Origin of the sequence: Chryseobacterium sp. GVT01B, from assembly GCF_019970045.1 — a bacterium.
GTDB lineage: Bacteria > Bacteroidota > Bacteroidia > Flavobacteriales > Weeksellaceae > Chryseobacterium.
In genome coordinates, this window is record NZ_JAHXYI010000005.1 from 138,442 (window position 1) to 160,619 (window position 22,178).

Here is a 22,178-nt window from a genome sequence, read left to right on the forward strand (position 1 = left end):
CAGATTAATCTATTATAATGGTTTTATTGTATAAACTCCTAATTTAACATCTACAGTAATTTTATAATTTCCTCCTGTACCATCAAATTTGATATTTCCATTACTTCCTTTTGGTCCCAAATATCCTGTATTCCCGTCAGCTGTTATATTACCCCAATCTAAATCACCAAAGCTCTGCTGACCAAGAAATTTAAATTCAGAAGCTGCCGGAAGAGCTATTGTATATTCAAATTTTCCATTTCCTAAACTATTCATTGAAATAGCCGTAGCAGCATTCCATCCGTTAATAGTACCTACCAGATACATATTTGCCGGATTCCAATTATTAATAGGTGACGGAGTTACAGTAATTGATTTTTGTGTAGCATCTGCATCAATAACTATTTTATACATTCCCGTTGCTCCCGTAAACTTAATATTCTCAGCTGGTGATGCCACTAAATTATTTGACCAGGTTTTAAAATACTTATAACTCATTCCTGCTGTATCTAAACTATAATTGAGAGGGCCCCAATCCTGCTGTCCCAAAAATCTAAATGATTTATCATTCTCCAGATAAGTATAGATTGTAGAATAATTATCTTTTTTATAAAGAAGTTGTGCTGTTGTTGCATTCCAACCTACAGCCGATGCATCTCCAACAATATAAAATGAAGGGTAAGCAGTAGTATAAGGTGTTACCTTAATAGTAACTGCATTTGAAACGATGGCAGCATTCTCTCCCAGTTTTGAAGAAAGTCTCACTTCAACATCAGCTGCAGTTTCTGGAATTAATCCTGCATCCAATACATAATTATTGAAATCTGCTACCGTAAAGGTTACTTTAGTAGCTCCATCATTCAAATCCACATTTTTTGGACTGGCAAAGTTTGTTCCTTTAACAGCAATCTGAAGTTGATTCTTCTGCGCAACCGCAACACCATAATCCGGAGCTTTCCAACTAAATGTAACCGCAGCCTGTGAAGCATTATCTTTAAGTAGAACCAAACTTGTTTTATCTGAAGTAAGACTAGATGCAGAAGGCTTTCCCAATACTGCTCTATCTTCATCTTTCTCACAGGAAACAACCAAAAATCCTAAAACAAGAAGTGTAAATATTTTAAATAAATTTTTCATTGTAATCAATTTTTTAAATTAATATCCAGGATTTTGAACCAAGTTTGGATTAGCAATAATATCTTTTGCAGGAATAGGATAAAGGTTTCTATAGTCTTCTACACTTTTTCCGTCTTTCACTCCTCCTTTCCAAGGCCATAAATATGAAGCAGTCGTAAATTTACCATAACGGATAAGGTCTGTTCTTCTTGTCATTTCCCATCCAAGCTCTCGTCCTCTCTCATCCAGTATATAGTCTGTATTAATTGAAGCAACAGTTCCTGCTCCCGCACGTGTCCTAAGAGCGTTTACATATCCAAGAGCAGTAGCAGCATTTCCACCACTTCCTCCTCTTAAAGTAGCTTCTGCATACATTAAATATACATCAGCCAGCCTGAATAACGGAATATCTGTATCGCAGAAATTTCCCGCAGCATCAGATCCCGGTTTTCCTGCACTTGTAAGGTTTTTGTATTTAACAAATCCATAACCATCCGTAAAGACTCCTAGGTCATTAATTTCAAGATTCTGTCCATCCGTATAGAAATTACCTCTCTGATCTGAAGGAGATCCTGCAAATAAATTCACATAAGCTTTGGTAGTTCTTAAACCTCCCCAGCCTCCACTGATCCCAAAGCTTGAAGCAGGCATGCTTCCCCCCACTCCCGCGTGGATCAGATAAGTGGTACCTCCTGATGTCTGAATATGAACACCGTCGAATGCAATTGGAAGAATAACTTCAGGGTTATTTTTATCATTATCAGCAAGGAATAAATCTGCAAATTTTGTTTTCAAAGAATATCCAGACTGAATTATTTTATTACAATACGTAATACAGTCTGTATAATGATTAGATCCATTATAAACCTGTGAATTAAGATACAGACGAGCCAGTAAAGCCCATGCAGCAGCTTTATCTACTCTTGCATAAACATTTGCTTTAGGATCTTTCAGGTCTCCAGATACTGCGAGCAGTTCACTTTCAATAAAATTAAATAACTCTGCTCTAGTAATTCTTTTAGGAGGATTAACTGAACCTGGCAAATAGCTTTCATCTACAAAAGGTACATTTCCAAACAGATCCAATGCGTAATAATATGATAATGCACGAAGATATCTTGCTTCTGCACGCATATATTTTGCTTCTGTCAAATTAGCACCAGTAATATTATTCGATGCTAGTTTTTCATCAGTTACATTTCTTAAAAATTCATTACTGGTAGCAATTTGCGTAAAAATCCTATAATAAGCTCCCTCCACAAATTCACTGGAAGAATCCCAGGTCATTTTATGAATAGTTTGTAAAGAACCATCATTCCATGCGATCACAGCTTCGTCTGTTGGCAGTGTCTGCAGTGTATACAAAACTCTGGTATATTGTGAAAAGTTACCATCAATCCCATTAATATCTGAGTTCCCTCCGTTTGTATTCTGTCCCCCATTTGCAAAGCCTCCATAAATTTTTGCTAAAGCCAATGGGTAATTTGCGAAATCCGTAAATACACTTGCGGAAGTAACATCCGTAATTGGTTGCTGTTCTAGATCATTCACACAAGATGTTGCAGTAAGAATACTAAATAATGCTGCAACAGCTATTATATTTGTTTTAAATTGTTTCATTTCTCTTAAAATTGAAAGTTAAACCCTAAAGAATACACTTTTGGCATCTGATAATATCCATTGTCAATATTTCCAAATACTTCTGGATCTATCCCTGAATACTTAGTAATTACAAATACGTTTTGAAGCATTGCATAAACTCTAATATTACTACCTTTATAGAAAACATCTTTAAAATTATATCCAGCGTTGATATTATCTAATCTTAAGAAAGAAGCATTCTCTACAAAAATATCGGAGAAATATTGTGGGCTTGAAAATCTGTAATCTGCTGCAGTAGAATACACATTCTGCAGATAATTATTGGTTGTTAATGATTGAACAGAACTGTTGGAAGCCGCATTATTATAAACATAATTACCTAATACAGCCCTTGCACTTAAACCAATATCCCAGTTATTGTGAGAGAATTTAGTGTTAAATCCTATGATAGCATCCGGCTGTGTTGATTTGTAATAATATCTGTCATTAACATCAATCTTACCATCTCCGTTTCTATCAACATAGATCCCATCCAAAGGTTTCCCGTTAGCATCATAAACTTGTTGAAATACATAGAATGCATTAGGCTGACGTCCTACAGTATGAGCCTGAATTGTATTATTCACTCCACCATCAATTCCTCCTACCAGAATTCTATATGAAGAATCTGCCCCATTAATAAGTTTGGTAATTTTGGATTTATAATGTGTTGCATTAAAAGATACCTCCCATGTTGTATTCTCTTTTTTTACAGGGACAAATGTAACTGAAGCTTCTATACCTTTTGTCTGCATATTACCAACATTCAAAAGGTTATGATTACTTAAATCTCCTGCTGCAATTGGGGAATCTACTATAAGATCCTTCGTGTCTTTCTGATAAACATCAATGGAACCTGTAATTCTGTTTTTTGCAAAACCAAAGTCAATACCAGCATTTTTTGTTGTCGTTATCTCCCATCCCAGGTTTGGATTGTAGATTTCAGGTCTCATCATAAAAAAGAACTGATCTCCAAACTGGTATTCTGCCCCACTAAAACTTAAATTATAAGCAGCATAAGACGGATAGTTTCTTGGCTTATTTGTATCTAATGTAGGGAGTTCTTGCTGTCCGGTTTTACCCCAACCAGCTCTTAATTTTAAAACATTGATCCCTGTATCTTTTAGGAAGTTTTCTTCATTAATTTTCCATGCAACAGACACTCCTGGGAAGTTCCCCCAAACATTACTGCTGGTACCATTATAAAATCTTGAAGATCCATCTCTTCTTATGGAAGCTGAAATAATATATTTATTAGCTATCGTAAAAATACCTCTACCATAGAATGATAATAATACACTTTTCGTTTCAAAATCATTGGTAAATGTATTTTGTCCTCTTCCTTTAAAAGTAGTTGATCCCGGAATGATTGTATGAAAATCCTGATATGCATACCCTGCAGTCAGATCAACAGTAGTGGAAATTGAAGAAATTGTTTTAAGATAATTTAAATAAGTTTCAAGCAACTTATTCTTTTTCTCCATAGTATATTGATTATAGGTACCTAAATCACCAATTCCCGCTCTATATAAAGGACTCACTGTTTTTGCACCATTACTTTTAGAATAGTCATAACCTGCATTTACATTAACATGCAAATCTGGTAAAAAGTGTAACTTATAATCTAATTGTATATTTCCTAATCCTCTCCAAAGAGAAGACACATCATGTACACCATTTAAAAGACCAACGGGGTTAGAAGTTCCATTTACATTAAGACCGGTAATATCATTATTAGGATCTGTCCATTCATAAAACCCTCCGTATTTTGTATTTCCTGAATAAACAGGTTGGGTAGGGTCAAAATATGTAGCAGCCTTAATTACTTTATCATCAGTAAATCTATTGTCAGTGAAAGTACCTTTTGCATTTACATTTACAGTCAAATGATTATCAAAAAATTTAGGATTCAAATTCAACCCTACAGATGTTCTTTTAAAAGAATTTGTCTTTACGATACCATTTTGATCATTATATCCAATTGATAAACGGTACGGCAGGCCTTTAATTCCTCCTGAGAATGCCAGATTATTATCCGTTCCCCATGCATTCTGATAAATAAGATCCTGCCAATTGGTATTAGCTGTACCCATTCTTGATGCATTATTGGCAACCGCAGCGTTTGTTTTTGCAAGATCATTTACAAACGATCTGTATTCATTGGCATCAAGAACATTCACGTTATCCATTTTTGTAGAAACAGTAGTAAGAGTTGAAAAGTTAACTTTTAATCTACCTGCAGTTCCTTTTTTAGTCGTGATTAAGATAACACCATTAGACGCTCTGTTACCATAAATGGCCGTAGCTGAAGCATCTTTAAGAATATCAAAACTTTCAATATCATTTGGATTAATAAGGGATAAGGGATCCGATGCTCCGTTTATTCCTGTAAAATCCTGTGGCACACCATCAATCACAATTAATGGTGAATTCTCACCATTTAAAGAAGAAGTACCCCTAATTCTGATTTTTGTTCCGGAACCCGGGGCTCCACTGTTATTGGTAATCTGTACTCCTGGTGTTTTCCCTTGGATCAGCTGTCCGGCAGAAGTTGCTCCTCCGTTGAAGTCTTTTGCCGTAACAGAAGTTATAGAACCGGTAAGATCAGATTTTTTCTGCTTTCCATACCCGATTAATACAACTTCCTCAATTTTCTTCTCCTGAGGAACAGAGTCTTTAGTCTGCGCATGCATTATTGTGCTGGCCAATAAAAAAGCAGGCGCAATTTTCAATACTGTTGTAAAATTATTCACAATCATATTTTTTTATAGTTTCGTTTTTTCAGTCTTAATTTGGCTTGTAGCCAGACTCGCAATTTAAAAAAAAAATAGAATTATCATAATTTTAATATAATTTTAGTTAAAATTATGTATATTACGAAACCGATTTTAGTTAGTTTTTTAGATTTCAATAATTTGCGACGTCTTATGCATTGCATAACATTTGGATTAATTTAATATTTAGTTAAACAACTGTTTAACTTAAATTCATATTCAACCTTAAAAAAACTGCATTCTACATCATAATAACACCATCAATAGCGGTATTCAACAGATATTCCTTATCTTTGCAGTTAAAACTTTACTATAAATGTCAAACAGAAAGATGATTACGGCAGCTTTGCCTTATGCAAACGGGCCGGTTCATATAGGACATTTGGCAGGTGTTTATATTCCTGCGGATGTTTACGCAAGATTTCAGAGAAGATTAGGAAAAGATGTAGCGTTTATCTGTGGTTCAGATGAGCACGGAATTCCTATTACCATAAGAGCTAAAAAAGAAGGAGTTACTCCTCAGGATATCGTTGACAAATATCACGGGATCATAAAAAAATCTTTTACTGATCTGGGAATTTCATTTGATGAATATTCAAGAACAACATCTAAAAAGCATTATGAAACCAGCCAGGATTTCTTCAAGGTTTTATACGAAAAAGGAAAATTCACAGAAGAAATTTCTGAGCAGTATTTTGATGAGCAGGCAGGAGAATTCCTTGCTGACCGCTATATTGTAGGAACATGTCCTAATTGTGGTAACGAAAATGCTTATGGTGACCAGTGTGAGAAGTGTGGCTCTACCCTTTCTCCTTCTGAGCTGATCAATCCGAAATCAATGCTTAGCGGAAATGTTCCTATTCTTAAAGAAACAAAAAACTGGTATCTGCCATTAAACGAATACGAAGACTTTTTAAATGAATGGATCATTGAAGGCCATAAAGATGACTGGAAACCTAACGTATACGGACAGGTTAAATCTTGGTTGAATGACGGCCTTAAACCCCGTGCAATGACAAGAGACCTGAACTGGGGTGTTCCGGTTCCACTTCCGAATGCAGAAGGAAAAGTTTTGTATGTATGGTTTGATGCTCCAATCGGTTATATCTCTTTCACCAAAGAATGGGCTGAGAAGAACGGAAAAGACTGGAAAGATTACTGGCAGAGCGAAAACAGTGACCTGGTACACTTTATCGGAAAGGATAATATTGTATTCCATTGTATTATTTTCCCGGCCATGATGAAAGCTCACGGAGATTATATTATGCCTAAAAATGTTCCTGCTTTTGAATTCCTGAACCTTGAGAACGATAAGATCTCAACTTCAAGAAACTGGGCGGTATGGGCTCATGAATATGTAGAAGACTTCCCTGGACAGCAGGATGTTTTAAGATACGCTCTTCTTTCATCTGCTCCGGAAACTAAAGATAACAATTTTACATGGAAGGATTTCCAGACTAAGAATAATTCTGAATTGGTAGGTATCTTCGGAAACTTCATCAACAGAGTTGCAGTTCTTATTCATAAATATTACGATGGAGTTGTTCCACAAGGAGATGTGAACAGCCCTGAACTGCAGGAAATAAGTAAGTCTGCAAAAGAAATTTCCGGATTCCTTGAAAATTATGAGTTCAGAAATTCGTTAACAGCATTAATGAATCTTGCCCGTTTTGGTAACCAATATCTTCAGACTGAAGAGCCTTGGAAAACGATTAAAGATAATCCTGAAAAAGCGGCTCACTCATTATTCGTTGGAGCTCAAATAGCTGTTGCATTAGCTCAGTTATGTGAACCTTTTATGCCTTTCAGCTCTGAAAAGTTATTGAACATGTTCAACGTTGAGAAGAAAGACTGGAATGCAATTGAAAACCAATCAGTATTAATTGAAACAGGTCATAAAATCAATGAATCATCCCTTCTTTTCTCAAAAATTGAAGACGATGTCATTGAAGCTCAGATCCAGAAATTAGAAGATACAAAACAAAACAATAAAAAAACAAACCCTAACGCAAATCCTATGAAAGAAGAGATCACGTTTGATGACTTTACTAAAATAGACCTTAGAACAGCAACCATTACAGAAGCTGAAAAAGTAGAAAAAGCAGATAAATTATTGAAACTTACTGTAGATACAGGAGTGGATGTAAGAACTGTTGTTTCTGGGATTGCAGAGAGTTTCACTCCTGAAGAAGTAATCGGTAAGCAGGTAATGATCCTGTTGAACCTTGCTCCTAGAAAAATCAGAGGAATTGAATCTCAGGGAATGTTATTATTAACAACAAAACCAGACGGAAAATTATCTTTCGTAACACCGGACGACAGCAATGTTGAAAACGGTATTGAGATCGGATAATTAAAATCCTTATAAAGATCACAGGCTGTTTCATTAGAAGCAGCCTTTCTTTTATATACAGATTATGGTCAGTAAAAATGTTTTAAGAAAGCTTTCCAATCAGGAATTAGAGGAATATTTAAAAGAAGGTAACCGCTTTGTTCCGGAAGCCGTTCAGATCGCTTTTGAAATTCTGGAAGAAAGAGGACGTATTTTCAGTGAACAGGAAAAAGAAACTGTTCAGCAATTAATTCAGAATAAAAAAGAAGAAGAGGAAGCAAAACATACAGAAGAGGTAGAAGTCTGGAAAGACCATATCACAGAAGATCCGAAGGCTCTTAAACTTTATTCCCGAAGGACTATTTTTGTCAGCTCCGTTTTTTTCTCTCCGATTCCGGGGTCTATTTTACTGTTCCTTAATTTAGTTAAACTTAAAAAATATCCTGCAAGTTTCTTAGCACTGGCATTTGGTTTTCTTTTTTTTATGTTTCAAAAATACGTTCTGCTTTCCCATTTTGACTTTGGTACCACTTCCAGATACAGTCCCGAAATTGGAGTTATTGCAGTAGGTGCTTTGGGTTTACTTGTCATCAGTGTTTTAGCAACTCCCAAAAAACTTCCTTACCGTGCAGAATCTTATATTCTTCCAGTGATTTTATGTGCCGGAACCACTGTTCTGATGTATTTTTATTTTCAGGAATGGTTTTCTTTTTATCCGTTTCAAGAGCCATCCATCTTTTCAGACAATAATAAGGAGCTTTTTCCCGCTATCCACTTTTACTCCTCGCGCCTAGCCCGGGAGCCAACTACATGCTGTGGGGTAACCGTTACTATCGGGGCTAGAGAAAAGTACAAAAACCAAAAATTGCCATCCTGTTCGCAGAATGACAATGTATTATTTGTTGAGATTGCTTCGCTTTCAGCTCGCAATGACTTGTCGTTAATTATTTCTTGGTAAATACAGTAAGAAAACAACACTCTGAGTAAATTTTTACCATTGAAAACCAGATAGATACACGTGATCAAATAAAAAAACACCCTTTTTATTTGGTTATATTAAATAAATTTTGCACCTTTACAAAGATTTATGAGCAAAAGACTTGTCATCTAATGCTCTTAATAAATCATTAATCGTTTTTCCTTCCGCAAATGTATAACTAAATTTATAATTGACAAAATATTTTTAAGATTTTAACAAAGTTTTTTTTTACAGTTAGCATACTAGCTAACATTTTTTTAATATTTAAATATAGTTAATTATGATTTTAAATTTACACAATTTCTCTTTTATTTTTGGTTTAGAGAAAAAACAAAACCAACTAGATTTTATTGATATCAATCTACATAAAAAAGATAATTTATTATTTCTTGACCCAAGACTTGTTTCTTACAATTCAGATAAGTTTTCTAAAGAAATGGACAAATACCTCAGAAAATACTGGGGTGTTCTTATTGCTGAAATAAAAAAAGAAAATTTCAGTCAGGTTTTTAAATTAATGAGAGGTTTAGCTGAACCTAAAGAAACTCATCTTGGTTTTTCTGAAAAAAAACAAAGTGGTAATTCTGTTGGGAATAAATTAAAACCTCAATTTATTAGAGAGCTATTTAGCTTAATTAATAATACAAACAGCCATGTAACCAATCTTGAAGACATTGAATTTTTCATTGATAGAGTTGGAGAAGACAGAATCTCGGATATAACTACTAAAATTGTAAAACAAGTCTTAATAGATTTTACAATTGAAGAATGTAGAAAACACAATTTAAAAACTCACACATTTCTTCAAAAGGATATTTGGAATTTTGAAAACGGAGAATGGGAGTCTAAATTCGTAGACTTACCAATCTTTGATAGTAAACCTATTATACTTATTCCTAAGAATATTGTTAGATTAAGAGGTGGTTCAAAAAATATTATTTCTTGCTTTTATCGATTTGCTATTAGAGAATATATTCTTAATGACCCTAGTCTTCTAAAAGGAATATTCCCTACTGGAAAGGATGGGCAACATCTAAGTAAAGACATCAAGAATCATTTTCCAATTTCAAAACAAACCTTAGGTGAATGGAATAATAAATATCCAAGATTAATGGTTGACTTTAAGTCTGATTATTTACATGATAAAGTCGCATGTTTAAGTGATGAAGAAATAGAAATGATAGTGTACCAAACGTATTATGAAAATGTAAGTTAATAAAGTTAATAGCTCAGAGACTAATCTCTGAGCTATTTTATTTTTTGGTAAGCTTTGCCAAATAAGAATCTTCGTCCTTCAAAACTCTTTCTATTTTAAAGCCGTTATTTTTAGCTGCATTTTTCAAAGTGTTGAAATCAAGGTACAGCCAGGTAATTGGTTCTTCAGATTCACCTTTATAATGAACTACGTAATCCAGCTCTCCATAATATCCGCCTGCAGGAATATACACTCCGCCATCTTTATCACGGTCAAACATATACAGGATATCCGTGCTGTCGATCAGAACTTGTCCTCCTTTATTTAACAAAGTATATAATTTCTGAAGATAGGTATCAATTTTCGCAAGGCTTTCAAAAACACCGGTACCGTTCATCAATAATAAAACCGTGTCAAAAGTCTCCCCTGAAAAGTCAAGCATATTTTCAAAAACTGCTTTTTTAATGCCTCTCAGCTGGCAGACTTCAATAGATTTTGGTGAAATATCCAATGCGGTTACCTCAAGATTTCTTTCATTCTGAAGATATAAAGAATGAGAACCTGCTCCAGCTCCGATATCCAGGACTTTCCCTTCAGATAATTCCAATGCTTTCTGCTCAATATCATTCATTTCTTCAAAATCTCTGAATAAATATTCTACCGGAAGTTCATCCAGTTCAGAAATTGATGTTTCAGTCTGCAGATCTTCAGGATTGTCATTGTGGTAATAATCCCAGATCGCTCTGCCCATTAAATCTTTCATAGTGCAAAGATAATAGTTCGGAGTTCAATATTCAAAGTTTTTGGTTGAATGTTGCGGGTTTCGGGTTGCGAGATGCGGAGTGCGGGTTTCGGGGTACGAGGTGTGGTGTACTTACAACTTTAAACCTTGAACTTTAAACTCTCAAACCCTCCCACTCTCAAACTCAAAATCCCTGCCTTCTACTCCATCGAATCCTTCTCCTTATGTCTGTCTGCCTGAGATTCATTTTCTGCTACGCCTGCTTTCCAGTAAGAATAAGCGTATAATTCCTGTGAGGTCCAGTTTTTTTCTTTTCTCAGATAAGTACGGATTTCTTTCACACTTGAAAATTCACAAGCTACATAACCAAACTTTGTAGTCTCCGGAATCTCAATACTTTTTACTGCATTTGAAATTTCACTGCTGATCTGAGGCTGTGCATTGTGTAACCATTTAAAATCAATTTGAGCTTTCGTTTCAAGCAGTTGTTCATCTTCCTTTCCATGAACTTCAATAATGCATATTCCTTTTGCTGTTGAAGGAAGTGTTTCCAAAATAGCACTGATCACTGGAATGGCCGTAGCATCACCTACCAACAAATACCAATCTGCTGCAGGATACAGTTCTTTTCCTTCCAAACGCATCATGACACCCAGTTTTGAACCTGCTTCAGCTTCCCTCACCCATTTGGAGGCCGGACCGCCGTCTCCATGATCTACAAAATCTATGATCAGTTCATTTTTTTCCAGATCAATTCCTTTGTGAGTATAAGTTCTGATGGATGGAGCCACTTCTTTTGGTGGATACACCCACTGATGGTTTTCGTCCAGTGTGGGGAAATGAATCTCGTTCAATCCAGCCGGAGGAACTGCAATCTTATTATTGTCCCCCACCATAGTATTTTTGAATACCTGAACTTCCGGTGAGTATAAATACACTCTGATAAAATGGTCAGTAATGTATTCTTTTCTGGTGACTTCGGCAACAATCTGCCCTGTTGAAATTTTAGCCATAACTGATTTTTTAAAAATTAAAATCCAGTTTCCGATCAATCTCAGAAACCGGATTTGAAATATAATATGTTTTCAGATCAAGGCACTTAAACCTTAATCGTACTTTTAAAATTCAAAAGTGTAAGAAAGATTGAATGTTCTGCCTCTTCCTTTATAATTAAACAATTCCGGAAGTCCGTAGGTAGAATATAAAACCTGGGAACGCTTGCTCCAAATGGTCTGATAATCTGTATTAAACAAATTCTGGATTCCTAAATTGAATTTTCCAAAATGAAATCTGTATCCCATCATCAGATCAGAAGTATTGTAGCCTTCCACCACATTATTAAGCTCGTCTTTCTGTTTAAAATTCTGTAACGACTGGAATCTGAATGACCAGTTTTTAATATTATACCCGATATAGGTTACCAATTTTGAAGGAGAAGCATTGTAAATCTCCTGTTTTTGCCATTCTCCTTTATTATCAACTTCAGATTTAATCAAAAGTCCGCTTGCTCCGAAATAAACGCCATTGCTTAAGGAATAAGAAACCTCAGCTTCAATTCCCATATTTCTTAATTTAAGATCATTCACGAGAATCTGGAAGGTCTTTTTATCTACGGCAACTGTTTTATCAGAAGTACTCAGGAATCCAGCAACCTGGGCTCTTAAACCACCTCTGTTTACACGGTATCCTACTTCAAACTGATTGGTTTTGATCGCCTGCAGCGGCTGCTCTTTTACATTGATACTGGATACAACATCCCAGTTGGTCCCCACAAGTTTATATTGCCCGATTCCGTAAAACTTGGCAGGATCGGCTAAACTTGCCCCCTGAGAAAAAGTTCCCCAAACCTGGTGCTGCTCATTAAACTTGTATAATAATCCTGCATTAGCCAATGTCACATTATAGGAACTTTCACCACCCGGAATTGCAGATGCCGAACTTCCATATCCCATCGCAACCTGTGTCTGCTGTTCGGAACCGACAAAATCGTCCATTTTTACGTTGATATGCTGATAACGGATTCCTGCATTCAATTGTAGTTTTGGAAGAATATTATATTTTGCCTGAACATATCCTGCATAGCTTTGTGAGTGGTTGGTAGGATATCTTCCCAGGCTGTATTTTGTCTCATTCACTAAACCTCCGCTGGACATTGTTTTGGCAATATCATAAACGGATTGTGTTCCTTCAAACTTCTCAAAATCAAAATCTGCCCCATAGGTAACGTTTAATCCACGCCATGATTTGGATAGTAAAGCTTTAATCCCGGAATAATAAGTATCCTGCTGAGAAGAGGACATATAAGGTATTCTTCCTGACTGTAATGTAACATTTCCAGGGAATGGATAGAATCCTAATTTTTCACCACGGGTTGCCAGCTGCACATAAAGGTCCTGACCGCCCAAAATTCCGTTTGCATTATAAGCTACTGTTGCCATATAACGCTCTGTACCTACGTTTTTATCGGAAGAGAAACCATCTCTCATTTCAAGTAATGAAGCATTTTTGGTAGTGAAAGCACTTAAATTCTCACCTAAAAATAAACTTCTGTCGCCATTAAATTTAGAATTGTAATACTGAAGGGAAGCTGTTATTTTATGTTTATTGTTAAACTGATATCCACCTGTAGCCAAAATGTCAATCGACTGGTTGTATTGAAGGTCCGTTTGTGTAATATCTGTAAAAAGCTGTTTCTGATCTGCCCCATACACGCCTCCGTTCTGCTGATAAGCAACTCCTAGCCTTCCGAAGAACTTATCACCCTTGGCAGCAATGGATTGAGCGGCACGGAAATCATGGTCGTCTTTACCCATAAAACCTGTACGCACTCCAAGTTCTGTTTCTCCACTGATTCCTTTTTTGGAAGGTGTTTTTGTAATGATATTGATAATCCCTCCGGTAGCATTTCCCCCATAGATTGAACTTGCTCCAGAAAGAACTTCAATTCTTTCAATATTAAAAGGATCAATGGCATCCAGCTGACGGCTTATTGCGCGGATACTGTTCAGAGAAACTCCGTCGATCATTACCAGCGCTGAACGGCCTCTCATATTCTGCCCGTAGTTGGTTCTTCCCTGTGGACCGATATCCATAGAGGGAATCAGAATCGATAACATTTCTTTGATGGGAACTCCGCTTTTAGCCTGTTCCTGAATCTTTTCTTTCTGTACTACCCAAACGGTTCCCGGAACTTCAGAGATTTTTGTAGGTTTTCTGGACGCTACAATCACCACATCTTCAATACCTTTAGAGGCAATAGAATCTTTCACTGTCTGGGAAATCATCACTCCCGAAATCAAAAGACCTATGAACGCATACTGCTTTTTCATTCTTTCTACTTCAAAGTTTTATAATCTCACAAAGATAATTCTTATTTAGAAAGAATAAAAATAAGAGACTATGAGATTTTCCCTTATTTTACTATTTTAACTTCTGTTTTCCCGGGAATTTACACGTTATAAAAAGCGTAGAATCCCGGCCTTTACAGATCCGGGATTCTACTAGTGAAAAACAAGGTTTCTTTTATACTGCAGGCCCTGCAGCATCTTTTATTTCTTCTAGTAATTTTTTTCTTTCACGAAGTCGTCTTCTCGCGATAACTGATTTACCGCCAAGAACTCTGATAAATCTTAAATACTGGAAACGTTCTCTTCCAAAATGATGAGTAAGAACGTATATCAATACGCCAAGACCGGCCAAAATAATGTATCCGAACAGTTTTTTACCTGCTATAATAATAGCATTCAGCTGAATTGCTTTCATATTGGAAGCAACATTCTGAGGTGTAATCGTCATCCCATCCATATAAACGGCAAGATCTCCTATGGCAATCACCTGGAAATGGTACTGAAACCATGAATAAATTGCTGAAAAAAGCCCTACCGCAAGGAAAGTTCTCCAAACCAGAACAAGCCCGATCGCAGCCAGCATATCATCCATTTCAAGTTTATCCAACGTATAAAACCACACCGAGATAAATAATGCACACATTCCGTAACCTTTCAGAAACATCGGCAGATACCAGTTGTCATAATTGAATTCCAGTACCATGGAAAAGTACATGATAATTGCATATCCCATCATCGCTGCAAATCCTGAAAAGATGAACATTTTCAGCGGCTTCTCTTTTTTAAACCAAAATACAGCAATCACTCCTGCCAGAATAATCCCGGGAATCATCAGCATACTGAGTTTCGCATTCGTCACCGAGTCATATCCCAGCACTCCTACCGCAAAAGTATTCTGAATAGATGCTGTTCCTAAAAACATTCCCAGCCAGATTAACATAAACAAACCGTGCTGTACATTGTTCTTTGCAAATATTTTAAATGAAAGATAAGGTCTCTTCAGCGTCAACTGACGAATGGTAAGTAATGCAAAACTTGTAAAAGCAGCAATACTTGCATTGACGATATTCTTTGAATTCAGCCAGTCCTGCTGTTTTCCGAAAGAAAATACATACGCTGAAAACATGAAAGTGGAGATAAAAAGCAGAATACTCAGCCAGTCGATATAATGTAATGGGACTTTCAGGGCAAAGTATTTATCATGCATAAAAATCCAGTGGATAAGTGCCAATATCATACATAAAACCGATGTCAGAATATAAAACTGCTGCCAGTTGTAAGAAACGGCCACTTCAGCAGCATAATAAGTCGCAACCTGATTCATCACCAAAACAAATGTATAGAACAGACCGTAAAACATTCCCCGGTTTCCGATCATCATCATCAGCGGAAGAAACAGTTCTATCGTGATCATCATTTTCATAAACCCTATAAGCAGAGAAGTAAATACAAAAATCATAGGCTGCAGGGTTGTTGCATTCACAAAGTTCAGAAATGCGAGAATCACCAGTAAAGCCACCATCTTATCTCTTACTTTGAATCTCATTTTCATTCTGAGAACAATGGGCATACAGGCCCCCATTCCTATTGTTGTAGCATAGTTGGCCCACATGAAGTATTCTGTCATGGCACCGGTACCTCCTGTCAGATAACTGATATTCCCAGTATAAACCCCACCGATAGGCATTACCACGGCAAGCAGCAATACAATCAGCAGCAGCTGTACGGGTTTCGGTACCCAATCGCTATATAATCCTTTGTTGTACATGATTTTTTAGGTAATAGATTTCAGATATCAGATGGCAGACTTTCAACATCAACCTTAACTTTCCACAACATAATGTCCGGAATCTGATATCTTCCATCTTTTAGTCTTTATTAATATTCACATTCATGTTCATTCCTGCGCTAAGTTTATCCAGGTCTTCTTTTTTGTTGGAAGCTGTAAACTCTATTCTTACAGGAATTCTCTGCTGTACTTTAATGAAGTTTCCGGTAGAATTATCTGTCGGCACACTTGAATATCTTGATCCGGTAGCAGCTGAAACAGCAGTCACTACTCCTTCAAATGTTTTACCTCCTAAAGCATCGGCTGTCATGGATATTTTCTCACCAATTTTAATATTGGGCATCTGGCTTTCCAGGAAGTTAGCTGTTACCCATTTCTGACCATTCAGAACGATGGTTGCTACTTGCTGTCCCGGCTGGATCAGCTGACCTTCAGAAAGGGTTCTTCTTCCCATCACGCCGTCATAAGGTGCGGTAATCACTGTATAGGAAAGGTTGATCTTAGCCATATCCAATGCAGATTTCGTTCTTTTGATTTCCGCATCGTTTATTCCCAGTTTGCTTTTCACTTCAGTAGTGGAAAGGTTTGCTGACTGTTTTTGATTCACCAGCGTTTCATAAGCCGCCTTTTGCGCATCATATTCAGTTTTTACCTGATCGTATTGCTGTCTTGTAACCGCTTCAGCTGCCAAAAGATTTCTGTATCTGTTTAAGTTCTGTTCTGCGTTCCATAGTCTGGCTTTTGCTCCTGCAATATTAGACTGCATCACATTGATATTGTTGGAAACGGTATTCACAGAGGAACTCGTTGCTGTTCTTTGTGCCATCGCATTCTGGTAGGCGGCTTCAGCCTGTCCCAACTGGGTAATAATTTCACGGTCATCCAGAATAACGAGTGTATCTCCTTTTTTTACATGCTGATGTTCGATGAATTTAATTTCTTTGATATAAGCAGAAACCCTTGTATTAATCGGATTGATAAATTCTTCTACCTGCGCGGCTTCTGTATAGGTTTTACTTCCGATATGGAAATAATTTCGTACCAGCCAGAATAATCCAAAGCCAATGACCAGAAAGACAATAATATTGGAAATAATAGCTCTTATTTTATTGGTTTTATTTTTCTTTTTTTTATTCTCTGCGCTTGGTGCAGCAGGAGTTGGTGTCGTATTTTGAGTGTTTTGTTCCTTGTTTTCCATTGTTGATTTTCAGTTTTAAAAATTAAAGTGTTCCTGTAGATTTCAAAAGGTTATAATACTGATACAAAACATTGATTTCAGCGTTGGCATAATCTAGCTCTGATTGCAGTTTCTGGTTCTGGGCATCTATCATTTCTGCCTGTACTGCCAGTTGGTTCAGATATTTGGCTTCCGTAATCTTGTAGTTTTCTTCTGCCAGTCTTTTGGAATCATTCAGAATATCCGCCTGCTGGATGGCTTCCTGATATTTTGTATAGGCTGCATTCACTCCCATATCTACATTCTGCTGTACCAGAGTCATGGCATCATTCGCCTGGTTCTTTTGCAATTCACCTAATTTTACTTTTTCTTTCGTTTTAAAGAGTGTATCGATATTATAGCTCAAAGAAACTCCTGTCTGCCATCCTCCGGAATACATATCCAAAACAGGATTTCTGGTGGTAATGGGTCTTTGCAGGGTATAGCCTCCAAATCCGGCCACGGTAGGCGCATTATCGGTTTTTATGATCTCAATGTTTTTATCTGCAACATCAATGTTTTTTTGAGCAGATTTAAGCAATGGGTTTTTCTCATGAGCAAGGTCTGTATAATAATCCATGCCTATCCCCGATTCTTTATTTTCTAAGTTTTCTGTAGGAACAATTTCTGTATCCGAGGATAAACCTAAAGCAATATTTAAATTATAATTAAGGATTTTTTTATTGTTGGAAAGTGTCAGAATTCCCTGATCCAGATTTTTGATGGCCAATTCTCCACGAATTACTTCATTTCTGGTTACCATCCCCTGCTGATAGAACTTCTGGATATTTTTCAAACGTTCTTGTGCCAGTTTTTTATTATTCTGAAATACTTCTTCCTGGTTGATCGTTTTATAGACATCCAGATAATTGGAAATTACCAAAAACTTTACATCCTGTTTATTTTTCTCTAAGTCCAGTTCAGAAAGCTGCTCACGAAGTCCTGCCATTTCAACAGACTTATTCACCAATCCTCCTTTGAAGATAAGTTGTGTAGCCTGTACAGCATATGAACTTCCGTAATGCGGCATCGGAACTTTTGTAGAATTTGAAAAATCTTTGTCAATTGCTACTGCATCCCCTAAATAGAACTGGCTTGTAGAAGCTGTAATAGTGGGCAGTTTTTGAAGTTTAACAACATTCGTGTTTTGCTTTGCAATATCTATGTTCTGTGCAGACACTTTAAGCTGCTGATGGTTCTGAACAGCGAGTTCCGCCACCTCACCTGCGGTCATCTGCTTGATCTGTTGTGAAAAAAACAGCGCGGGAAAAGCGGCTATCAAAACTGATAGTGCTGTTTTTATTTTCTTTGTCATTTTACCTTGTTTTACAGATGCAAAGTTAGGGCAACAACAAAATCAATCAAATGTTTGATTTTTGGAAAAAGATGTTCAAATGTAAGATTTTAGCTTTCGAACAGATGCCTGTACTGTGTAGGACTTACTTCCAGATGCTTCTTAAAAAAGTGAGAAAACGAGTATTGATCGCTAAATCCGAGAATAGAAGAAACCTCTGAAACCGGTTTATTGGAAGAGTTTAAGAGTACTTTCGCCTCATTAATAACAATTAAAGCGATGATCTGACTTGCAGATTTACCTGTGATAGTCTTCACCACAGAAGAAAGATGTCTGGTTGTAATCGACTGCCGTTCGGCATAAAACTCAACGGTTCTTTCTGTAAGATGATGTTCTGCAAGATCGGTAAGAAATACAAATACAATCTCTTCCTGTCTGGACATCTGATTCATAGAACTATTGTCTTCCTTGGAAATAATCCCGGCCATCTGGTAGCAGAAAACAGAGAAAAGATGTTCTACCATTTCTTTCTTGTACAGCATTTCTGTTTCAGAATCCAAAATATACTTCAGGAAATTGACACTTTTCCAGACCACTTCCATCTCATCTTCAGGAAAAGGAACTCCTTTATTCATCTGTTGTCTGAAATAACGATAGGTAATCAAACGGTTAAATTTCAATGATAGAGCAGAAATAAATTCTCTTTTATAAGAAACCATGCGGGACTGAAAATCATCGGTCACAGAAACCACTTCATAGATGGTTTGCGGATCTGTTACCATAAACATATTGGCGGAAACTTCCAGATCACTGAAGTGCTGCCGAAGTTTTATAGTTCCTGATTTAATAAAAATAAAAGCAGGATTATCGGGACGAAAAGGTTTATCCACAGCTATTCTTTCGAAAATATTGCGTTCCGTAAAAATATCAACTCCGAATTTTTCTAGGGCAGACATATGACAAATGTAAGCAATCTTACCAGTGATTACAAAATTTTATTATTTTAGCATCAATCCAATTTCCTGTCAGTATGAGAAAGGTTGATCTATTATTTGCAGAATACAGTAAAAGCCATAGAAACGCTACCAACAAGTTCATTCACTGGATTTGTGTGCCTTTAATCTTTTGGACGATTCTGGGTTTTGCCTCCCTCATTCCCGCTCCTCATTTCTGTGCTTCCTATTTCGGATGTGTCAGTATCATCAGCTGTATTGTGATTTTTCTTGTTACTTTATTCTATATCAGGCTTTCTCTTTTGATCGCTATTGTTATGACTGTCATTATGCTTATTATGGAGCATTTTATTTATCTGGCCAATATCAGTTTCGGTAAACAATCATGGATCGTTTATCTTTCTGTATTCATTATTACCTGGATTTTTCAGTTGATAGGTCATAAAATAGAAGGACAAAAGCCGTCCTTCCTCAAAGATCTTCAATTTCTGCTGATAGGCCCAATCTGGCTGTTAGGTTTTATTCTTAAAAAAACAGGAATCAGATATTAATCTTCAAGGGCGTACACTGCAAAACTTGCCAGCCAGTGATCCCCACCATAATTCCCCTGAAAAAGTAACGGTAATCCATTGGCAAGAAATACATCTGCTGTTTTCCTGAAATCTTTTTTCAGTGGATGATTGGCAGGAAGTGCATTGGAAATTCCTTTCATACACCATGCTTTTGAAAATGATAATCCCACAAGGTGAACAGTCTGATAATCGCTAAGATCACTTACCACAGGAATTTTTTCAACATTTTCCAGACTTCTTTTTTCGTAGAAAGCATTCAGCCATTGCACAAATTCTTTTTGAGGAAGAACTCTGCGCATCAGATCAGCAATTTCAAGACTTGGCGAAAAGAAATCCGATCCGTCCGGTTCCAGATAAGCAGGTGTTTTCTGTTCTTTTAAGAAAAAGTATTTAGCCTTTTCGATCAGTTGGCTTTCAAATTCTTTATCTTTATTTGCTCTTGCCCAATCTAAGGCAAAAGACATTGCAAATGCCGTATTAGGATGAACTCCGGTTCTGTTTGGATAGGTTTGTTTTGGAAGGTACGTTTTCCAGGACTTCAGAATCTGATCAGTTAACGGTTTCAGGTTTTCGTGCCATATTTTAGCTTTCGGATGATCCCAGTTGATAAGCTCTTCGTCCAGTTTTAAGATCCATGCCCAACCATAAGTTCTTTCGAAAGTTCCTGTCAGTTGATATTTTGTAAAATAATCAGCCTCTGTTTTCAATTTATCCTTCTGAAAAGATTCATCCAGAATTTTTTCAATCTCTTTGGCATTGGAAAGATTGGGTTTTGTTTTTAAAAGTCTTGTGAGCATCCAATGTCCATGAACAGAGCTATGCCAGTCGAAACACCCATAAAAACTAGGGTGAAGATCTTTTGGAGTTAAAGGAACTTCGCCTGCATTATTGATGATATGCGCTGTTTTATTCGGATATTCCTGATTGATACAGTGAAGTGGTTTGTCAGATAATTTCATCGCCATTTCGTCTGTAAGTTTCGGAACTTTCTGGGCATACATCAGAAATGGAGAAAACACAAATGCTAAAAGACTTTTTTTCATGAATTAAAAATAGAAATTATTTACTGTTTTCAACAATTTTCCGGACCGATTTTGAGATCATTTGATTTAATTTTTTGATTTCCTGCCTGTGTTTTAATATTTTATTTAAAAATTTCAAATAAATTTGAAATAGGATTACTTTTAAGCACACTTTTTGATCACATCCATAAAAAACTATCCCATGAAAAAAATTATTCTCCTTTTATCAGGACTTATTCTTATCAATTGTAATAAATCAGGAGTGGCCAAACAGGAAGTGAAGGCAGATCTGATGGAAGTTATTACTGAAGAGAAATCATATTCTCCCGTACCTCCACCTCCTTCTCTATCTGAAAAACTGATTCCAGACGAAAACAAATCTAACAAAGAGCCTTCTACCTCTAAGAAAACTGACACTATTTCCAGAAAAATAATCAAAAACGGTGACATGAAGATCCAGGTGGGCGATATTAAAAAAGCTCAGCGTCAGGTGAATGATATCTTAAAGAAAAACAATGCTTATATTCAGAAAGAGGATTTTCAAAATACGGATATGGATGATAATCTTAACCTGATCATCAGGGTTCCTCATAAAAATTTTGATGCTCTTATCAGTTCATTTTCAGACGGAGTCGGTTCTGTTTTATCCAAAAACATTTCATCCAATGATGTCACGGAAGAGTATACTGATGTATCGATAAAACTTGCCAACAAAAAAATCTATCTTGAAAAGTATCGGGACATGCTTAAAAGTGCTGCCACGACTAAAGATATGCTTGAAATTCAGGAAAAAATCCGCGAGCTTGAAGATGAAATTGATGTGGCAGAAGGCCGACTTCGTTTTATTGATGACCGTGTGAATTACAGCACTTTAAGTTTAAATTTATATAAAGAAAAAGTGAGAAGTTCAGCAACCTCTAAAATAGGTTTTGGAAGCCGTTTTGTAGATTCGGTAACGGAAGGTTGGAACAGTTTTGTAAGCTTTATGCTCGGAATAGTTTCTCTTTGGCCCTTCTTTTTAATCATTCCGTTTATTATTTTCTTTTGGAGGAAATGGAAATCTGGCAAAAAAGATAAAAATTAATATGAAAACCCGGGCATCTTCGATGCCCGGGTTTTCACTGCATTATCAACATTTAAACTGTTTCCAGTATAGTTTAAAAAACAAGAATAATGCAATAGTCTTGTTAAGAGCTGTTAAATATTTTTAAGTGAAATAGCTATATC

General features: G+C 36.4%; 16 protein-coding genes. 5 read left to right on the top strand and 11 right to left on the bottom strand.

What is annotated here, in order from left to right:
* Positions 1-12: 12 nt before the first annotated feature.
* The 3 genes from LC457_RS13030 to LC457_RS13040 are packed head-to-tail and all read right to left on the bottom strand — an operon-like array spanning position 13 to position 5,489.
* Positions 13-1,116 carry a SusE domain-containing protein gene (locus LC457_RS13030; RefSeq protein ID WP_223600260.1) on the bottom strand — a complete coding sequence of 368 codons (1,104 nt, stop codon included), beginning with the start codon at positions 1,114-1,116 and terminating at the stop codon, positions 13-15.
* 18 nt (positions 1,117-1,134) lie between these two features.
* On the bottom strand, positions 1,135-2,715 hold the full coding sequence (locus LC457_RS13035) for a RagB/SusD family nutrient uptake outer membrane protein (protein ID WP_223600261.1): 1,581 nt from the start codon (positions 2,713-2,715) through the stop codon (positions 1,135-1,137).
* Positions 2,716-2,720: 5 nt separating this feature from the next.
* Positions 2,721-5,489: a SusC/RagA family TonB-linked outer membrane protein gene (locus tag LC457_RS13040; RefSeq protein WP_223600262.1), complete on the bottom strand. Its 2,769-nt coding sequence runs from the start codon at positions 5,487-5,489 to the stop codon at positions 2,721-2,723.
* Positions 5,490-5,826: 337 nt separating this feature from the next.
* Here LC457_RS13040 and metG point away from each other — a divergent pair, with 337 nt between their 5' ends.
* The 3 genes from metG to LC457_RS13055 all read left to right on the top strand — a co-directional run bounded on the left by metG (position 5,827) and on the right by LC457_RS13055 (position 10,037).
* The gene (metG, locus tag LC457_RS13045) at positions 5,827-7,863 is read left to right on the top strand and encodes a methionine--tRNA ligase (RefSeq protein ID WP_223600264.1); all 2,037 of its coding nucleotides are present in this window, start codon (positions 5,827-5,829) and stop codon (positions 7,861-7,863) included.
* 64 nt (positions 7,864-7,927) lie between these two features.
* Positions 7,928-8,800: a hypothetical protein gene (locus LC457_RS13050; RefSeq protein WP_223600266.1), complete on the top strand. Its 873-nt coding sequence runs from the start codon at positions 7,928-7,930 to the stop codon at positions 8,798-8,800.
* Positions 8,801-9,101: 301 nt separating this feature from the next.
* Positions 9,102-10,037 carry a hypothetical protein gene (locus tag LC457_RS13055; RefSeq protein ID WP_223600267.1) on the top strand — a complete coding sequence of 312 codons (936 nt, stop codon included), beginning with the start codon at positions 9,102-9,104 and terminating at the stop codon, positions 10,035-10,037.
* Positions 10,038-10,074: 37 nt separating this feature from the next.
* Here the strand turns inward: LC457_RS13055 and LC457_RS13060 are convergent, their stop codons facing one another.
* The 7 genes from LC457_RS13060 to LC457_RS13090 form a co-directional block, all read right to left on the bottom strand.
* Positions 10,075-10,779 carry a bifunctional 2-polyprenyl-6-hydroxyphenol methylase/3-demethylubiquinol 3-O-methyltransferase UbiG gene (locus LC457_RS13060; protein WP_223600268.1) on the bottom strand — a complete coding sequence of 235 codons (705 nt, stop codon included), beginning with the start codon at positions 10,777-10,779 and terminating at the stop codon, positions 10,075-10,077.
* 179 nt (positions 10,780-10,958) lie between these two features.
* Positions 10,959-11,771: a siderophore-interacting protein gene (locus LC457_RS13065; RefSeq protein WP_223600269.1), complete on the bottom strand. Its 813-nt coding sequence runs from the start codon at positions 11,769-11,771 to the stop codon at positions 10,959-10,961.
* Positions 11,772-11,876: 105 nt separating this feature from the next.
* Positions 11,877-14,087, bottom strand: coding sequence for a TonB-dependent receptor (locus LC457_RS13070; RefSeq protein WP_223600270.1), 2,211 nt, complete (start codon positions 14,085-14,087; stop codon positions 11,877-11,879).
* Positions 14,088-14,280: 193 nt separating this feature from the next.
* The gene (locus LC457_RS13075; protein ID WP_223600271.1) at positions 14,281-15,873 is read right to left on the bottom strand and encodes an MFS transporter; all 1,593 of its coding nucleotides are present in this window, start codon (positions 15,871-15,873) and stop codon (positions 14,281-14,283) included.
* A gap of 100 nt (positions 15,874-15,973) precedes the next feature.
* Positions 15,974-17,092: an HlyD family secretion protein gene (locus LC457_RS13080; RefSeq protein ID WP_223600272.1), complete on the bottom strand. Its 1,119-nt coding sequence runs from the start codon at positions 17,090-17,092 to the stop codon at positions 15,974-15,976.
* 22 nt (positions 17,093-17,114) lie between these two features.
* On the bottom strand, positions 17,115-18,425 hold the full coding sequence (locus LC457_RS13085) for a TolC family protein (protein WP_223600273.1): 1,311 nt from the start codon (positions 18,423-18,425) through the stop codon (positions 17,115-17,117).
* Positions 18,426-18,514: 89 nt separating this feature from the next.
* Complete coding sequence (locus LC457_RS13090) at positions 18,515-19,360, bottom strand: AraC family transcriptional regulator (protein ID WP_223600274.1); 846 nt, start codon at positions 19,358-19,360, stop codon at positions 18,515-18,517.
* 74 nt (positions 19,361-19,434) lie between these two features.
* Here LC457_RS13090 and LC457_RS13095 point away from each other — a divergent pair, with 74 nt between their 5' ends.
* Entirely contained in the window at positions 19,435-19,908 is a 474-nt protein-coding gene (locus tag LC457_RS13095; RefSeq protein ID WP_223600275.1) for a DUF962 domain-containing protein, read from the top strand.
* Here the strand turns inward: LC457_RS13095 and LC457_RS13100 are convergent.
* Positions 19,905-20,972 carry a DUF2891 domain-containing protein gene (locus LC457_RS13100; protein WP_223600276.1) on the bottom strand — a complete coding sequence of 356 codons (1,068 nt, stop codon included), beginning with the start codon at positions 20,970-20,972 and terminating at the stop codon, positions 19,905-19,907. The two genes, LC457_RS13095 and LC457_RS13100, sit on opposite strands and share 4 nt — an antisense overlap.
* A gap of 181 nt (positions 20,973-21,153) precedes the next feature.
* Between LC457_RS13100 and LC457_RS13105 the strand changes: the two genes are divergently transcribed.
* Positions 21,154-22,035, top strand: coding sequence for a DUF4349 domain-containing protein (locus tag LC457_RS13105; RefSeq protein ID WP_223600277.1), 882 nt, complete (start codon positions 21,154-21,156; stop codon positions 22,033-22,035).
* Positions 22,036-22,178: the final 143 nt, after the last annotated feature.

Coding starts and splice junctions, on each gene's coding strand:
- LC457_RS13075 (WP_223600271.1), bottom strand. CDS start 15,873: ATGTACAACAAAGGATTATATAGCGATTGGGTACCGAAACCCGTACAG.
- LC457_RS13030 (WP_223600260.1), bottom strand. CDS start 1,116: ATGAAAAATTTATTTAAAATATTTACACTTCTTGTTTTAGGATTTTTG.
- LC457_RS13050 (WP_223600266.1), top strand. CDS start 7,928: ATGGTCAGTAAAAATGTTTTAAGAAAGCTTTCCAATCAGGAATTAGAG.
- LC457_RS13035 (WP_223600261.1), bottom strand. CDS start 2,715: ATGAAACAATTTAAAACAAATATAATAGCTGTTGCAGCATTATTTAGT.
- LC457_RS13055 (WP_223600267.1), top strand. CDS start 9,102: ATGATTTTAAATTTACACAATTTCTCTTTTATTTTTGGTTTAGAGAAA.
- LC457_RS13085 (WP_223600273.1), bottom strand. CDS start 18,425: ATGACAAAGAAAATAAAAACAGCACTATCAGTTTTGATAGCCGCTTTT.
- LC457_RS13105 (WP_223600277.1), top strand. CDS start 21,154: ATGAAAAAAATTATTCTCCTTTTATCAGGACTTATTCTTATCAATTGT.
- LC457_RS13070 (WP_223600270.1), bottom strand. CDS start 14,087: ATGAAAAAGCAGTATGCGTTCATAGGTCTTTTGATTTCGGGAGTGATG.
- LC457_RS13100 (WP_223600276.1), bottom strand. CDS start 20,972: ATGAAAAAAAGTCTTTTAGCATTTGTGTTTTCTCCATTTCTGATGTAT.
- LC457_RS13095 (WP_223600275.1), top strand. CDS start 19,435: ATGAGAAAGGTTGATCTATTATTTGCAGAATACAGTAAAAGCCATAGA.
- LC457_RS13090 (WP_223600274.1), bottom strand. CDS start 19,360: ATGTCTGCCCTAGAAAAATTCGGAGTTGATATTTTTACGGAACGCAAT.
- metG (WP_223600264.1), top strand. CDS start 5,827: ATGTCAAACAGAAAGATGATTACGGCAGCTTTGCCTTATGCAAACGGG.
- LC457_RS13080 (WP_223600272.1), bottom strand. CDS start 17,092: ATGGAAAACAAGGAACAAAACACTCAAAATACGACACCAACTCCTGCT.
- LC457_RS13065 (WP_223600269.1), bottom strand. CDS start 11,771: ATGGCTAAAATTTCAACAGGGCAGATTGTTGCCGAAGTCACCAGAAAA.
- LC457_RS13060 (WP_223600268.1), bottom strand. CDS start 10,779: ATGAAAGATTTAATGGGCAGAGCGATCTGGGATTATTACCACAATGAC.